The sequence below is a fragment of the Streptomyces longwoodensis genome, from assembly GCF_001514125.1.
Classification (GTDB): Bacteria; Actinomycetota; Actinomycetes; order Streptomycetales; family Streptomycetaceae; genus Streptomyces; species Streptomyces longwoodensis.
On record NZ_KQ948559.1, the window covers coordinates 207,020 to 222,972 of the forward strand.

Here is a 15,953-nt window from a genome sequence, read left to right on the forward strand (position 1 = left end):
AAGGACCGACCGGACGCCGCGGGCCGCGGGAGCCGACCCGACGGCCCGGGCCGAGCGGGCCGGCCGCACGGCACGGGCCGTCCCGCCGCGCTCCCGGCGGCCGCGGCCCGGCTCGGGCTGATGGTGCTGCCCGTCGCGTTCTTCGGCGTCTTCTTCGCCTACCCCGTCGCCGCGATCGTCGCCCGCGGCCTGCACGCCGACGGGGTCTGGCACCTCGGCCGGCTCACGGACGTGCTCGCCCGGCCGGACATCCGGCACGTCCTGTGGTTCACCACCTGGCAGGCGTGCGCCTCCACCGCGCTCACGCTCCTCGTCGCGCTGCCCGGCGCGTACGTGTTCGCGCGCCTCGACTTCCCCGGCAAGCAGGTCCTGCGCGCGGTCGTGACCGTGCCGTTCGTGCTGCCGACGGTCGTCGTCGGCACGGCGTTCCTGGCGCTCGTGGGGCGCGGCGGCCTCCTGGACGACCTGTGGGGCGTACGGCTGGACACCACCGTGTGGGCGATCCTGCTCGCGCACGTCTTCTTCAACTACGCCGTCGTCGTGCGCACCGTGGGCGGGCTGTGGGCGCAGCTCGACCCGCGGCAGGCGGAGGCGGCACGGATGCTGGGCGCCTCGCCGCTGCGCGCCTGGCGGCAGGTGACGCTGCCCGCGCTCGGCCCGGCCGTCGCCGCGGCCGCGCTGATGGTGTTCCTGTTCACCTTCACCTCGTTCGGCATCGTGCAGATCCTCGGCGGCCCGACCTTCTCCACCCTGGAGGTGGAGATCTACCGGCAGACCTCCGAGATCTTCGACCTGTCCACCGCGGCCGTGCTCACCCTGGTGCAGTTCGCCGCCGTCGGCGCGGTCCTCGCCGTGCACGCCTGGACCGTACGGCGGCGGGAGAGCACTCTGCGGCTGGTGGACGCGTCCCGCACCGCGCGCCGCCCGCGCGGGGCCGGCCAGTGGGCGCTGCTCGCCGGCGTCCTGGCCACGGTCGCCCTGCTGCTCGTGCTGCCGCTGGCGGTGCTGGTGCAACGGTCGTTCGACGCGCCGGACTTCGCCTACTACCGGGCGCTCACCTCGGACGAGGGCAGCGTGTTCCTCGTCCCGCCGGTCGACGCGATCGGCACCTCGCTCGAGTACGCCGCCGCCGCGACCGCCATCGCCCTGCTGATCGGCGGTCTCGCCGCCGCCGTGCTCACCCGCAGGGACGCCGGCCGGCTGGTGCGCGGGTTCGACGCGCTGCTGATGCTGCCGCTCGGCGTCTCCGCCGTGACCGTCGGCTTCGGCTTCCTCGTCGCCCTCGACGAACCCCCGCTGGACCTGCGCACCAGCTGGATCCTGGTGCCGCTCGCGCAGGCGCTGGTCGGGGTGCCGTTCGTGATCCGCACCATGCTGCCCGTGCTGCGGGCGGTGGACGACCGGCTGCGCGAGGCGGCGGCCGTGCTCGGGGCGTCGCCGTGGCGGGTGTGGCGGGAGGTGGACCTGCCGATGGTGCGGCGCGCGCTGGCCGTCGCGGCCGGCTTCGCCTTCGCGGTGTCGCTGGGCGAGTTCGGCGCCACCGTGTTCATCGCGCGCCCCGACAACCCGACGCTGCCGGTCGCCGTGGCCCGGCTGCTGGGCCGCGCCGGGGAGCTCAACTACGGCCAGGCGATGGCCCTTTCGACGATTCTCATGGTGGTGTGCGCGGTGGCCCTGCTGGCGCTGGAGGGGCTGCGGATCGCGGACCGGACGGGGGAGTTCTGATGCTGCTGGCTCTGGAGCGGGCGACCGTGCGGTTCGGCGGGCGGCCGGTGCTCGACGCCGTCGACCTGGAGGTGGCCGAACACCAGGTGGTGTGCGTGCTCGGGCCGAGCGGCAGCGGCAAGTCGACGCTGCTGCGGGCCGTGGCCGGACTCCAGCGCCTGGACGACGGGCGGGTGCTGCTGGACGGCCGCGACCAGGCGGGCGTGCCCCCGCACCGGCGGGGCGTGGGGCTGATGTTCCAGGACCACCAGCTCTTCCCGCAGCGGGACGTCGCCGGGAACGTGGCCTTCGGGCTGCGCATGCACGGCGCGTCCAGGAAGCACCAGGACGCGCGGGTGGGGGAGTTGCTGGACCTGGTCGGACTGCCGGGCGCGGGGCGGCGGGCCGTGACGGCGCTGTCCGGGGGCGAGCAGCAGCGCGTGGCGCTCGCCCGGGCCCTCGCGCCCAGCCCCCGGCTGCTGATGCTGGACGAGCCCCTCGGCCAGCTCGACCGGTCCCTGCGGGAGCGGCTGGTGGTCGAACTGCGGGAGCTGTTCGGCCGGTTGGGCACCACCGTGCTCGCCGTGACCCACGACCAGGGTGAGGCGTTCGCGCTCGCCGACCGGGTCGTGGTGATGCGGGACGGGCGGATCGCCCAGTCCGGCACGCCCCTCGAGGTGTGGCAGCGCCCGGCGGACGCCTTCGTGGCCCGCTTCCTCGGCTTCGGCAACGTGGTGCCCGCGACCGTCGCGGGGGAGGCCGCGGACACGCCCTGGGGCAAGGTCCCGGTGCCGCCCGGCTCGGCGCAGGGTGAGCGGACGCTGCTGGTCCGCCCGGCCGGGGTCCGGCTGGTCGCCGCCGACGCGGGGCTGCGCTGCCGGGTGAGCGCCCGCACCTTCCAGGGCACGCACGTCGCCGTGCACCTCCAGCCGGAGGACGCGCCCCGCCTGGAGGCGGCCTGCGCCCTGCGGGACGCCCCGGAGGCCGGGACGGAGGTCGGCGTGGAGTTCGACGCGGCGGACGTGGTCGTCCTCGGCTGAGGCGCACGGGGGGCGGGTCGTCCCCGGCTCAAGCGCGGCGTCCTCGGCCGAGACGCACGAGCACGCCCTCGGGGACGCGAACGGCCCGCCCCCGAGGGGACGGGCCGTCCGTGTGGCTCGGCGGGACGCTCAGTGGCGGTTGCCGGCTCCCCGTCGGCGCATGCCGAAGAAGACGGCGGCGCCGCCGACCACGACCAGGGCGGCCGCGATCCCGGCGATCACGGGGGTGTTGGAGTCGGCGCCGGTCTCGGCCAGGTTGGACTCCTGGGCCGCGGGCGAGATGTCGTTGCCGCCCGGAGCGGGCGCCGCGGCGCTGCCGCTCGCGGTGGCGGTCGCGTCGGAGGGGGCGGGTGTGGCGGTGTCGGACGGCGTGGAGGGGGAGGGCGAGGGCTTCCCGGTCGCCGACTGCGAGGTGGAGGGCGAGGGCTTGGCGGTCTGCTCGGCCGCGCAGGCCTTGGCCGGGGCGGTCAGCAGCGGGATGTCGTCGTTGACGAAGGTCTTGTTGCCCCGGGTCGCCGTGACGTGGACCCGGTAGACGGCGCCGGGCTTCCACTCCTCGGCGAACTGCACCTGGGCGCCGCCCTTGGTGCCGATGACCGTCTGCTCGCCGACCTGGCGGAGGTCGCTGCCGTTGTTCTCCAGGTACACGGTGACGACCGCGGGCACGCCCGAGGCGTCCTTGTCGGTGACGGTGATGACGCCCTTGCCGCCGTCGCAGAGGGCCGCGGCGGAGAAGTCCGCGAGGGAGCAGGCGAGGGCGCTGCCCGCGGCGCTCAGGGCGAGGGCGGCCGAGGCGGCGCTGACACCGAGGATGCGCGCCGAACGGGCGGCTATACGACGGTTGTGGGACACGTTTGTCCTTTTCGGGGGCTACAACTGCGGGGGGTGGAGGGGGAGGTGGTGTCGCCGGTCGCAGTGGGCGACGCCAGTCCCAGCTGGCTCACAGGTCTATAAGCGTTCCATAACAACTGTCAACGCGCAGCCGCCCCCCGGCGGTTGCCTTTGCCCACTCATTAACCGCCGAGACGTTTCAACGCCTCCGGCGCCTCCTCGATCCGGTCAACGAGGGCGATACGGGACTCCATGGAGCGTTCCCGGGCGAGTGCGCGCAGCAGCGGCCAGGCGGGCAGCCGCTGCGTCCAGTGCGCCCGGTCCACCAGCACCATGGGCCGCGGCTCGCCCCGCGACCCGTAGTAGTTGGGCGTCGCGCTGTCGAAGATCTCCTGTACGGTGCCGGCGGCGCCTGGCAGGAACACCACGCCCGCGGTGGAGCGGGCCAGGAGGCCGTCCTCGCGCAGGGCGTTGGCGAAGTACTTGGCAATGTGCGAGGCGAACGGGTTCGGCGGCTCGTGGCCGTAGAACCACGTGGGGATGCCGACCGAGCGACCGCCGTCTGGCCAGTTCCCGCGCACCTCGAAGGCGGCGCGGGCCCAGTCGGTGACCGAGGGCCGGAAGCCGGGCACCTTGGCGAGGAGGCGCAGGGCCTCGCCGAGCATCGCGTCGTCGAACGGGGCGGCGTAGGCACCGAGGTTGGCGGCCTCCATCGCGCCCGGGCCGCCGCCCGTCGCCACCGTCAGTCCGGCGCGGGCCAGTTCACGGCCGAGGCGGGCGGCACCGGCGTAGTCGTCCGTCCCGCGGGCCATGGCGTGGCCGCCCATGACTCCCACCACCGGCGCGCCGGCGAGGAGTTCGTCGAGGGCGTCCGAGACGGCGTCGTCGTGGATCGAGCGCAGCATCGAGGAGAAGATGTCGCCGTCGGACCGGGTCCGCTGGAACCAGGTGTAGCTCAGGGCGTCCGGCGTCGCCTCGTAGCCGCCGTCGAGCCCGGCGAACAGCTCGTCGGGCGAGTAGACCAGACCGCGGTAGGGGTCGAAGGGCAGCCCCGGGACCGGCGGGAAGACCAGGGCACCCGAGGTCCGGGCGTGGGCCGCGGCCCGCGGGGTCATCGGGCAGCCGAGGAAGACGGCGCCCGCGGTGTCGAGTCCCAGCAGGGTCTCCGTGCGGCCGGTGAGATCCACGGACTGCACGCGGTAACGGGCCAGCGTGCCGTGCCGGGAGACGACCTCGTCGAACTCGGCGAGCGTCTCTATCTCACGGTCGTGGCACCCGTCGTACGGCTGGGGCGGCAGCGCGGTGGCGGGTGCGGCCGGCGGGGTCGGTCCGGGGGAACCGCCGGACCCGGACGGCCGGTTCGGCTCGGACGGGGGCTGCGGCGGGGCGGGTGTCGGATGCACCCGCCCATGCTGGCACAGCCGTTCGACAGCGGGTGAGCCCCGCACGCGGCCGGGTCGGCCCTCGGCCGCGTCGGCTCAGCCCTCGATCGCGGTCGGGTCCATCCAGATGACCTCCCAGGTGTGGCCGTCGAGGTCGTCGAAGGAGCGGCCGTACATGAAGCCCATGTCCTGGGTGCGGCCGCTGGACGTCGCGCCGGACGCCAGCGCGCGGTCCACCAGTTCGTCGACCTTGTCGCGGCTCTCGGCGCTCAGCGCGATCAGCACCTCGCTGGTCTTCGCGCTGTCCGCGATCTCCTTGTCGGTGAACGTCGCGTAGAACGGCTTGGTCAGCAGCATCGCCACGATCGTGTCGCTGATCACGACGGAGGCCGCGTTCTCGTCGCTGAACTGCGCGTTGATCGAGTAACCCAGCCCGGTGAAGAACTTCTTGGAGGCGTCGAGGTCGTTCACGGGCAGGTTGACGAAGATCATCTGCTGGTAGCCGGAGGGCGCGGTCATGGGTCTCTCCCGTTCGGTGCCGGTGGTGTCCTGTCGTGCTGTTCGGTGGGGTGGACCCGGGGTCCCGCCGGAACTCATCGGTCGGCGCGGAACGTCATCCGGCCAGCGGCACGGAGGCCAGTTCGGCCACGAGCACGGTGAGCGGGACGAACACCGCCAGCAGCGCTCCCGCGCGCAGGGCGGCCGCGCCGCGCAGCGCCGTGGCCGGGGCACCGAGCCGCAGCAGGGCGGCGGTCGTCCCGGCACGGGCCTGGCGGGCCTCCACGGCGGCGGTGCCCAGGGTGGCGAGGGCACAGCCGGCCACCACGAGCCCGCCCAGGACGGTCAGCGGACCGGCGGTGGCGGAGTCGGCGCCCAGGGCGGCCAGCGCGTAGGCGCCCGAGGCCACCGCGCACAGCACGCCCACGGGACGGCCGATGCGGGTCGCCTCCTCCATCAGCCCGCGTCCCGCGAGGAGACGGACCGCGCCGGGGTGGGCGGACTGCAGCAGGCGGCCGCACAGGTGGGTGAGGCCGGGCCCGGCGAGGGCCAGGCCGAGGACGGTGAGGGTCCAGCCCAGCAGGACGGCGCCGGGGCCGTGCAGCCCGCCGGGGAGTCGGAGACCGGCCGCCGTCGCCTCGCCGCCGGTGTACGCCTCGACCGCGAGGCCGGCGGCGAGGAGGGCCGCGCCCCAGGGGAGCGCGGTGGGGTTCGGCCGGGGCGGGGCCGGCCGGGGGGCGGCGCCGTTCAGCGGGGTGTCGGCTTCCGTCGGCCCGGGCCCGGGCGTGGGGAGGGCGTCGCTCTCGGCCGGCCGGGAGCCGTTGACCGCGACGGGAGGGGACGGGTCCGTGCCGGCCGCCCCGTGGGGGGTTTCCCCCGGCCCGCCCGTCGAGTCCGCGCGCCCGCCCGCGCCGCCCGCCGCCTGCGCCGCCTGGCGGCCCACCCGTCCGAGGGTGCGGGTCGCCGCGCGTGTGGCCAGGAGGGTGTCGCGGGGGCGCAGCATCACGGCGACCGCGAGCGAGCAGGTCAGCGGGGTGAGGGAGAGCAGGGTGAGGGCGCCGGGGAGGGGCAGCGGCCGGTCCGGGGCGAGGAACTCCCACCGGACCCCGTCGAACGGCAGGCCCGTGAGGTCGCCGCGCAGGTGGAGGAAGACCAGCAGCGCCAGCAGGGAGCCGAGCACGCTCGACAGGGCCGTCGTCGTGGCCGAGACGGCCATCAGCCGGGCCGGTCCGAGCCCGATCGCCGCGAGGCCCGGGCGGGGCCGGGTACCGGGGTCCGTGCGGGCCACGGCCGTGGCGAGGTGGGCCGTCGCGGCCAGCGGGACCGCGCACCAGCCCAGCCGCAGCAGCGAGGCCGTGGACGCCCACGGGTGACCGAGGGCGTAGCCGAGGGTGGACAGCAGCAGGAAGCCCGTGCCCGCCGAGGCCGCCGCCACCAGGAGGCGGCGCAGCTGCACGGCCGGCCGGGCGCTGTGGGTCAGGCGGAGAGCGAGCACGCGGCCCGGCCCTCCGACTCGCCGACCGGCGGCAGGTGGACGGTGTGCACGCGGCGGCCGTCCAGGAGGCAGACCGTGCGGTCGGCCACCGCGGCCGTCTCCGGGTCGTGGGTCGCGAGGACGACCGTGATGCCGTGGGAGCGCGCGGCCGTGGTGAGGGTGCGCAGGACGTGGGCGCGGTCGGCGCGGTGCAGGGGCGCGGTCGGCTCGTCGGCGAACAGCACCGCCGGCGCCGGGGCCAACGCCCGGGCGAAGCACACCCGTTGGCGTTCGGCCTGGGTCAGCTCGTGCGGGCGCAGCCGGGACTTGTCGCCGACGTCGAGGCGGTCGAGCCACTCCTGGGCGGCCACCTTGGCCCGGCGGCGGCCGGTGCCGCGCAGCATCAGGGGCAGGGCCGTGTTCTCCCAGACGTTCAGCTCGGGCACCAGGAGCGGCACGGGGTCGATCCAGCCGAAGCGGTCGCGGCGCAGGCGTTCGCGGGCGACCGGGCCGAGGGTGTGCACGGGGGCGCTGTTGAACCAGACCTCGCCGCTCCCGGCCCGCACCAGCCCGGACAGACAGCTCAGCAGGGTCGTCTTGCCGCTGCCGCGCGGGCCGCTGACGGCGAGGACCTCGCCCTCGCGGACGCCGACCGAGACCCCGCCGAGCGCGGGGGAGCCGTCCCGGTGCGTGAAGTGCAGGGAGCGTGCCCAGAGCACGTCGTTGTCCGGCGGGGCCTCCATGGCGTACACCTCGGTTCAGATCTGTGGTTCCCGTGCCCTTCCCCCGACCGGGGGAACGAAGGCGGGGTCGATCGGTCACTGGGCACGCTAGGCAGCCGTGGCCGGGAGGCCGGACAGCACGCGGCCCCGGGCGCCCGTTTCTCACTCGAACGGGCGGCACCGGGGCCGTCGTTGGTCTGCCTTACCGACGATCGCCACCGTCGGTCAGAGCTTCGTCCACGCCTCCGTCAGCGTCGCGCGCAGGATCTGCTCGATCTCGTCGAACGTCGACTGGTCGGAGATCAGCGGCGGGGCGAGCTGGACGACCGGGTCGCCGCGGTCGTCGGCACGGCAGTACAGGCCGTTGTCGAACAGCGCCTTGGACAGGAAGCCGTACAGGACGCGCTCGGTCTCGTCGTCGTTGAAGGACTCCTTGGTCGCCTTGTCCTTGACCAGCTCGATGCCGTAGAAGAAGCCGTTGCCGCGGACGTCGCCGACGATCGGCAGGTCGTGCAGCTTCTGCAGGGTGCCGAGGAAGGCGCCCTCGTTGTCCAGCACGTGCTGGGTGAGGTTCTCCCGCTCGAACAGGTCGAGGTTGGCGAGGCCCACCGCGGCCGACACGGGGTGACCGCCGAAGGTGTAGCCGTGCAGGAAGGTGTTGTCGCCCTTGTAGAACGGCTCGGCCAGCCGGTCGGAGATGATGCAGGCACCGATGGGGGAGTACCCGGAGGTCATGCCCTTGGCGCAGGTGATCATGTCCGGGACGTAGCCGAACTTGTCGCAGGCGAACATCGTGCCCAGGCGGCCGAAGGCGCAGATGACCTCGTCCGACACGAGCAGCACGTCGTACTGGTCGCAGATCTCGCGCACCCGCTGGAAGTAGCCGGGCGGGGGCGGGAAGCAGCCGCCGGCGTTCTGCACGGGCTCCAGGAAGACCGCCGCGACCGTGTCCGGGCCCTCGAAGAGGATCTGCTGCTCGATCTGGTCGGCGGCCCAGCGGCCGAACGCCTCGGGGTCGTCGCCGTGGATCGGGGCGCGGTAGATGTTGGTGTTCGGGACCTTGTGCGCGCCCGGGACCAGCGGCTCGAACGGCGCCTTCAGGGCCGGCAGGCCGGTGATCGACAGGGCGCCCTGCGGGGTGCCGTGGTAGGCGACCGCGCGGGAGATGACCTTGTGCTTGGTGGGCTTGCCGGTCAGCTTGAAGTACTGCTTGGCGAGCTTCCAGGCGGTCTCGACCGCCTCGCCGCCGCCGGTGGTGAAGAAGACCTTGTTCAGGTCGCCCGGCGCGTAGTCGGCGAGCCGCTCGGCCAGCTCGACCGCCTTCGGGTGGGCGTACGACCACACCGGGAAGAACGCCAGCTCCTGGGCCTGCTTGAACGCGGTCTCCGCCAGCTCCGTGCGGCCGTGACCGGCCTGGACCACGAACAGACCCGCGAGACCGTCGAGGTAGCGCTTGCCGTTGTCGTCGTAGATGTAGGTGCCCTCGCCGCGCACGATCGTCGGGACGGGAGAGTTCTCGTACGAGGACATGCGGGTGAAGTGCATCCACAGGTGGTCGTACGCGGTGCGGCTGAGGTCCTTGGTGCTCACGGTTATCGGGTCCTCACGGTTATCGGGTTCCCCACATGTAGGTCTGCTTCTTCAGCTTCAGGTAGACGAAGCTCTCCGTGGAGCGCACGCCGGGCTGCGCCCGGATGCGTTTGTTGATCACGTCGAGCAGGTGGTCGTCGTCCTCGCAGACGATCTCGGCGAGGATGTCGAACGAGCCCGCCGTCATCACCACGTACTCGACTTCCGCCATGTCGGTGAGCGCGTCCGCGATCGCCTCGACGTCGCCCTCGACGTTGATCCCGACCATCGCCTGCCGGCGGAAGCCCACGGTGAGCGGGTCCGTGACGGCGACGATCTGCATCACGCCCTGGTCGAGCAGCTTCTGGACGCGCTGGCGCACGGCCGCCTCCGACAGGCCGACGGCCTTGCCGATCGCGGCGTAGGGCCGGCGGCCGTCCTGCTGGAGCTGCTCGATGATGGCGAGGCTGACGGCATCCAGATGGGGGGTGCCGTTCCTGGAATCGCGGGGGTCCCGCGAGTCCCTGTGCTCTGCGCTTCGACTGGCCACGGCCTCACTGTGCACGACGTCTCGACAGTTGCGCAAGGTCGAGGCGATGAAATTCGTTGTCTACGTGACGGAAGCCTGCGGATTTCGCAGCTACGGCGGGATCGGGGGTGTTGAAAACGTCGGCTCTCCGATTAGGCTGGGTGTCTCAGTCATTGGACACCCCTGACCCTTGGAGGGCCGGCAGTGAGCACCGAGCTGCGTCGTCTGCGCAATTACATCGACGGTGAGTTCCGGGACGCCGCCGACGGACGGACCACCGAGGTGGTCAACCCCGCGACCGGCGAGGCGTACGCGACCGCCCCGCTGTCCGGGCAGGAGGACGTCGACGCCGCCATGGCGGCCGCCGCCGCGGCCTTCCCCGGCTGGCGCGACACCACCCCCGCCGAGCGCCAGAAGGCCCTCCTGAAGATCGCGGACGCGTTCGAGGCGCGCGCCGAGGACCTGATCGCCGCGGAGGTGGAGAACACGGGCAAGCCCGTCGGGCTCACCCGCACCGAGGAGATCCCGCCGATGGTCGACCAGATCCGCTTCTTCGCGGGTGCGGCGCGGCTGCTCGAGGGCCGCTCGGCCGGCGAGTACATGGAGGGGCTCACCTCGATCGTCCGCCGCGAGCCGGTCGGCGTCTGCGCGCAGGTCGCGCCGTGGAACTACCCGATGATGATGGCCGTGTGGAAGTTCGCCCCGGCGATCGCCGCGGGCAACACGGTCGTGCTGAAGCCGTCGGACACCACGCCGGCCTCCACCGTCCTGATCGCGGAGATCCTCGGCGAGATCCTGCCCAAGGGCGTCTTCAACGTCATCTGCGGCGACCGCGAGACCGGCCGCATGATGGTCGAGCACCCCACCCCGGCCATGGCCTCCATCACCGGCTCGGTCCGCGCCGGCGTCGAGGTCGCCAAGTCCGCCTCCGCCGACGTCAAGCGCGTCCACCTGGAGCTGGGCGGCAAGGCCCCGGTCGTGGTGTTCGAGGACACCGACATCGCCAAGGCCGTCGAGGACATCTCCGTCGCCGGGTTCTTCAACGCCGGCCAGGACTGCACGGCCGCCACGCGCGTGCTGGTCCACGAGTCCATCCACGACGAGTTCGTCTCGGCGCTCGCCAAGACGGCCGCCGAGACCAAGACCGGCCACCCGGACGACGAGGACGTGCTCTTCGGCCCGCTGAACAACCCGCGCCAGCTCGAGCAGGTCGCCGGCTTCATCGAGCGGCTGCCGGCGCACGCCAAGGTCGAGGCGGGCGGCCAGCGGGTCGGCGACAAGGGCTACTTCTACGCCCCGACGGTCGTCTCCGGCCTGAATCAGGACGACGAGATCATCCAGAACGAGGTCTTCGGCCCGGTCATCACCGTCCAGTCCTTCAGCGACGAGGACCAGGCGGTCGAGTGGGCCAACGGCGTGGAGTACGCGCTGGCCTCCTCGGTGTGGACCAAGGACCACGGTCGCGCCATGCGCCTGTCCAAGAAGCTCGACTTCGGCTGCGTGTGGATCAACACCCACATCCCGCTGGTCGCCGAGATGCCCCACGGCGGCTTCAAGAAGTCCGGCTACGGCAAGGACCTGTCGGCGTACGGGTTCGAGGACTACACCCGCATCAAGCACGTGATGACGTCGCTGGACGCGTGACCCCGGACCGGGCCGCACCGCCCGGGACCTGACGAGGCCCGCACCCTTGGGGGTGCGGGCCTCGTCGTCTGTGCCCCCGGCGCTCCCCAGGGGGCGGGAAACCGGCGGTCACCTGCCCGTTCTCCGGTGCTGTGACGCAGAACACCCTTGACCCGCGTGATCCGAACACAAGATCATCACAGCTCTTGTTAAGGAAAATTAAAGAAACGGGTGGGGCGTGTTGACCCAACAACGGTGGCGCGGCTGGCGTCACGCGATACGGAGCGGGGCGGTCACCGTCGCACTCCTCGGGGGAATGGTCCCGGCGCTCGGCGCCGGGGCGACCGGAGCCCTCGCCGCCGACGGCGGCACCGCGGCGGCGGCCGACGAGACGCCCGAGGCCAGGGCGAGTGCCCTCGCGGCCAAGACCGGTGAGCGGGTGGGCGTCGGCGCGGCGACCACCGAGTCGACCCAGGTGTTCGCCAATCCCGACGGCAGCTTCACACAGGAGATGAACGCGGCGCCGGTCCGCGCCCAGCGGGACGACGGGACCTGGGCGGCCATCGACACCACGCTGGTGCGCGACGCCGACGGTTCGGTGCGGGCCCGCAACACCACCGCGGACCTCACGTTCTCGGGCGGTGGCACCGGCAAGCGGCTGGTCACCCTGGCGGACGACGGGCACGAGCTGTCGCTCGGCTGGCCCACCGCACTGCCCGCGCCCCGCCTGGAGGGCGCGACCGCCACCTATGCCGACGTCCTGCCCGACGTCGACCTGCGGCTGACCGCGTTGAGCACCGGCTACACGTCCGTCCTGGTGGTGCGGACCGCCGAGGCGGCGAAGAACCCGGCACTGGACGGCATCAGGATGAGCCTCGCGGGTGACGGCCTGGACGTCACCCCGACGAAGGACGGCGGGTTCGTCGCGCGCGACGGCGACGGCACCCCCGTCTTCGAGAGCCCGGCGGGTCGGATGTGGGACTCGGCAGGTGACACCGCGGACGCCGACACCGCGGGCGCCACCACGCAACTCGCCCGCACCGCGCCCCTGACGACACCGTCGGCCTCCGACGCGCCGACCCCAGCGTCCGGCACCCCCTCCCCGGAGCCCGCGACCACCGCGCCCGGGCAGGCCCCGGCTGCCACCCCGCTGCCCGCAGCCCACGGCGAGCCGGCCCCCACCGAGGGCCCCGGCACCGGCGACGCGGTGGCCGACCTCCCGCTGAAGGTCACCGGCACGACGCTGCAGATCACGCCCGACCCGGCGCTGCTGCACGGCGAGGACACCGTCTTCCCGCTGTACATCGACCCGCCGACCAAGGGCATCTCGCTCGGCGACTGGACGGCGCTGGCCTCCAACGGCACCAAGTACTGGAAGTTCGACGGGGACAAAGGCGTGGGGCGCTGCTCCAACTACGCCGGTTACCTCTGCTCCAACAGCCCGTACACCCAGCGCATGTACTTCGAGTACCCGCTGTCCTCGATCCACGGCAAGAAGATCCTCGACGCGACGTTCGAGGTGTACCAGACGTGGACGTTCACGTGCACGCCCCACTGGTACGACCTGAGCCACGTCACCTCGGGCATCTCCTCGAGTACCACCTGGTCCTCCCGCCCGAGTGCGGACGACCTGATGGGCGACCGGTCCGTGGCCTACGGCCGGGGCAGCCTGTGCGACCCCTCGCAGCCGGCGAACTGGGTGCGCTTCAGCGACAACGTCGCGGGCGGTGAGACCAACGAGAACCTGACGCCGACCCTCGCGGCCCACGCGGCGAACAAGTCGGCGCAGATCACCTTCTCGCTCACCGCGCACGACGAGTCGGACGCGGGCGCCTGGGCGCGCTTCCGCAACGACGCGAAGCTGTCCGTCACGTACGTCTCCTACCCGGACAAGCCGACCTCGTACGGCGTCCAGCAGGGCACCACCGGGCGTGCCTGCAACGCCTCCACGCTGCCCTTCGCCACCAGCGACACCACGCCGAAGATGCTCGCCACGGTGCAGTCGGCGGACGGCTCCAACGCCCAGCTGCGCGCGCTGTTCGAGGTGTGGAAGGCGGACGGCTCGAGCCGGGTCTGGTACGCGGCCTCGCCGGATGCGGCCTGGGTCGCCGACAACGCCGTGCGCGACGCGTCCACGGGTGCGCTGGCCGCCCAGACGAACTACCGGATGCGGGTCAAGACGCAGGCCTACTACAAGACGGACCGGGGCGACACCGGTGTGCTCGACTCCTCCTGGTCGTCCTGGTGCTACTTCCGAGTCGACACCGACTCGCCACCGCCCCCGGTCGTCACCAGCGCGGACGGCACCTACAAGCCCGCCGAGACCGACCCCGCCGCGGGTGGTGTCGGCACCCCGGGCAAGTTCACCTTCACTCCCGCCGACACCAACGCCACCACGCCCGGCATCCAGTCGGACGTCGTCAGCTACCGGTGGAAGCTGAACAGCGGCGCGCTCTCCCCACCCATCAACGTGTCCACCGGCGCCTCGACCACCGTGTCGATCACCCCGAACCAGGCCGGTGAGAACACCGTCCAGGTGTGGGGCTACGACGCCGCGAGCCACAGCTCACTGACCGGCTACTACAGCTTCCTGGTCAAGGGCGCCGAACTGCCCTCGGGCACCTGGCACCTGGACAACGGCACGGCCGACGCGACGACCGCGACCCAGCACCCGCTGACCAACAACGGCGCCACCTGGGACACCCTGTCCCGCAGCGGCACCGGTGCGGCCAAGCTCAACGGCACGACGGCGTACCTGAACACCGCCGGTCCGGTCCTCGACACCACGAAGTCCTTCACCGTCTCCGCCTGGGCGCGGCTGACGAAGAACGACGTCAACTACACCGTGCTGTCCCAGGCCGGTACCAACGCCTCCGGGTTCCAGCTGTACTACTCCAGCAGCTACAAGGCGTGGGTCTTCAACCGGCACCAGACGGACGTCGTCAACCCGGGCATCACCCGCTCGATCGGCACCCGGCCGCCGGTCCTGAACGCCTGGACGCACCTGACGGGCGTCTACGACGCGGCCAACCAGACGGTCCAGCTCTACGTCAACGGTGTCCCGCAGGGCACTCCGGTCGCGTTCACCACCCCGTGGAAGGCGTCCGGCAACCTGCAGATCGGCAGGCTCTGGTACGACGGCGGCGGCAAGGAGAACTTCTCCGGCACCATCGACGAGGTGAAGGTCTGGTCGCGCGCCCTCGCCGACACCGAGGTCGCCCACGAGGCGTGGCTGGAGGACGAGGACCTCAGCGACGGCACCGCCGGCGACCCCGTCCCCGCCCTCGTCGCCCGCTGGGACGCCACCGACACGGCCAACGCCACCGGCACCACGGTCAAGGACACCAGCGGCTTCGCCCGTAACCTCACCCTCAACGGGGCGGCGCTCACCACGATCACCACGGGCGACCCCGACATCGGTGAGGAGGTCACGTCCCGTCAGACGATGGGCCTCAACGGCACCAGCGCCTACGCCACGGCCACCGGCCCCGTCGTCGACGACACCGGCTCCTTCACCGCGACCGCCTGGGTCACCCTCGACCCGGCCAAGTTCACCGACACCACCAAGTCCTACGCGGTGCAGGTGTTCGGCCAGTCCGGCACCAGCCAGTCCGCCTGGGGCGTCTGGTACGAGCAGCCCGCCGGCAGCGCCCAGGGCCAGTGGACCTTCGGCCGCCCGGACAAGGACGGTACCGGTGCGGTCTGGACCCGCAGCGACTCCACGGCGTTCGCCACCGCCCAGCTGGGCGTCCCGGTCATGCTCACCGTCGTCCACGACGCCCAGGCGGCCGCCGACCCCGACGACACCTCCCGTCTCGGCGGACTCAAGCTGTACGTCGACAGCGCCCTGATGGGCGACGAGGACGGGGTGTCGTACTCCGCCCCATGGCAGGGCACGGGCGCCTTCGAGATCGGCCGGGCGAAGATCAACGGCGCTGCCGCGCGCTACTTCCCCGGCACGATCGACAGCGTCCGCGTCTGGGCGGGAGCCACCTCCACCGGCGCGATCGCCGACCGGCGCAACGCCGAGCAGCAGTAACGACCGACCGGGACAGGGCGGGCGTCCCCACGCCCGCCCTGTCCCGCGCTGTCCTTTTCCGACCTCCGAGAACCGGGACCCACCGTGTCTTCCTCACCACCCCCGAAACGACGTGTGCCAAGGGCGGTCGTCCGCCGCTGGCTCGGCCGCGGCGCGCTGATCGCCGCGCTCTCCCTGCTGCCGCAGGTCGTGGCCCCGTCGGGCTACGACTTCACCGCCCAGGCGCAGTCCGCGGCCGGCCGCAAGAAGCTGGAGAACCGGCCCGAGGCCAGGATCGACAAAGTGGGCGTGCTCAAGCCGAGCACGTCCAAGGCCCCCAGGGACAAGGCCGCACCGGCCGTCGCGCAGACGCGTGAGCGGCTGGGCCGGGCCGCCTGGCCCACCGCGGGCAGGGCGACCGCCGACGTCCCGCCGACCGGTGGGACGTCCCTGACCGTGGGCGGCCTGGGCGTGACCCTGGACCAGATGCCCGCCGCCGCGGCGAAGAGCAGGCCGACGACCAAGGCACTCGCCTCCGCCCCGGCCGGGAAGGTCGCCCTCGG

11 protein-coding genes are annotated in these 15,953 nt (G+C 72.9%); 4 read left to right on the plus strand and 7 right to left on the minus strand.

What is annotated here, in order from left to right; genetic code table 11:
- The first annotated feature begins 120 nt into the window (after nt 1-120).
- Both AQJ30_RS26850 and AQJ30_RS26855 read left to right on the plus strand, forming a co-directional pair.
- A complete protein-coding gene (locus AQJ30_RS26850) occupies nt 121-1,725 on the plus strand; it encodes an ABC transporter permease (RefSeq protein WP_067239288.1) in 1,605 nt (534 codons plus the stop codon).
- Nucleotides 1,725-2,744 (plus strand): ABC transporter ATP-binding protein, encoded by a 1,020-nt coding sequence (locus AQJ30_RS26855; RefSeq protein ID WP_067239116.1) that lies wholly within the window; start codon nt 1,725-1,727, stop codon nt 2,742-2,744. The genes AQJ30_RS26850 and AQJ30_RS26855 overlap by 1 nt, the downstream gene beginning before the upstream one ends.
- A gap of 129 nt (nt 2,745-2,873) precedes the next feature.
- Here the strand turns inward: AQJ30_RS26855 and AQJ30_RS26860 are convergent, their stop codons facing one another.
- The 7 genes from AQJ30_RS26860 to AQJ30_RS26890 all read right to left on the minus strand — a co-directional run bounded on the left by AQJ30_RS26860 (nt 2,874) and on the right by AQJ30_RS26890 (nt 9,785).
- Nucleotides 2,874-3,596, minus strand: coding sequence for an LAETG motif-containing sortase-dependent surface protein (locus tag AQJ30_RS26860; RefSeq protein ID WP_067239117.1), 723 nt, complete (start codon nt 3,594-3,596; stop codon nt 2,874-2,876).
- A 161-nt stretch (nt 3,597-3,757) separates the two neighbouring features.
- The gene (locus tag AQJ30_RS26865) at nt 3,758-4,873 is read right to left on the minus strand and encodes an LOG family protein (RefSeq protein ID WP_067239290.1); all 1,116 of its coding nucleotides are present in this window, start codon (nt 4,871-4,873) and stop codon (nt 3,758-3,760) included.
- A 180-nt stretch (nt 4,874-5,053) separates the two neighbouring features.
- Nucleotides 5,054-5,476 (minus strand): VOC family protein, encoded by a 423-nt coding sequence (locus AQJ30_RS26870; protein ID WP_067239120.1) that lies wholly within the window; start codon nt 5,474-5,476, stop codon nt 5,054-5,056.
- 94 nt (nt 5,477-5,570) lie between these two features.
- A complete protein-coding gene (locus AQJ30_RS26875) occupies nt 5,571-6,950 on the minus strand; it encodes a hypothetical protein (RefSeq protein WP_067239123.1) in 1,380 nt (459 codons plus the stop codon).
- Nucleotides 6,932-7,672 carry an ABC transporter ATP-binding protein gene (locus AQJ30_RS26880; RefSeq protein ID WP_067239126.1) on the minus strand — a complete coding sequence of 247 codons (741 nt, stop codon included), beginning with the start codon at nt 7,670-7,672 and terminating at the stop codon, nt 6,932-6,934. The genes AQJ30_RS26875 and AQJ30_RS26880 overlap by 19 nt, the downstream gene beginning before the upstream one ends.
- A gap of 204 nt (nt 7,673-7,876) precedes the next feature.
- On the minus strand, nt 7,877-9,241 hold the full coding sequence (locus AQJ30_RS26885) for an aspartate aminotransferase family protein (protein WP_067239129.1): 1,365 nt from the start codon (nt 9,239-9,241) through the stop codon (nt 7,877-7,879).
- 19 nt (nt 9,242-9,260) lie between these two features.
- Nucleotides 9,261-9,785 (minus strand): Lrp/AsnC family transcriptional regulator, encoded by a 525-nt coding sequence (locus AQJ30_RS26890; protein WP_067239131.1) that lies wholly within the window; start codon nt 9,783-9,785, stop codon nt 9,261-9,263.
- A 168-nt stretch (nt 9,786-9,953) separates the two neighbouring features.
- Here AQJ30_RS26890 and AQJ30_RS26895 point away from each other — a divergent pair, with 168 nt between their 5' ends.
- Both AQJ30_RS26895 and AQJ30_RS26900 read left to right on the plus strand, forming a co-directional pair.
- Nucleotides 9,954-11,393, plus strand: a complete 1,440-nt coding sequence (locus AQJ30_RS26895; RefSeq protein WP_067239134.1) for a gamma-aminobutyraldehyde dehydrogenase — start codon at nt 9,954-9,956, stop codon at nt 11,391-11,393.
- 295 nt (nt 11,394-11,688) lie between these two features.
- Nucleotides 11,689-15,411, plus strand: coding sequence for a LamG domain-containing protein (locus tag AQJ30_RS26900; protein WP_079084324.1), 3,723 nt, complete (start codon nt 11,689-11,691; stop codon nt 15,409-15,411).
- Nucleotides 15,412-15,953: the final 542 nt, after the last annotated feature.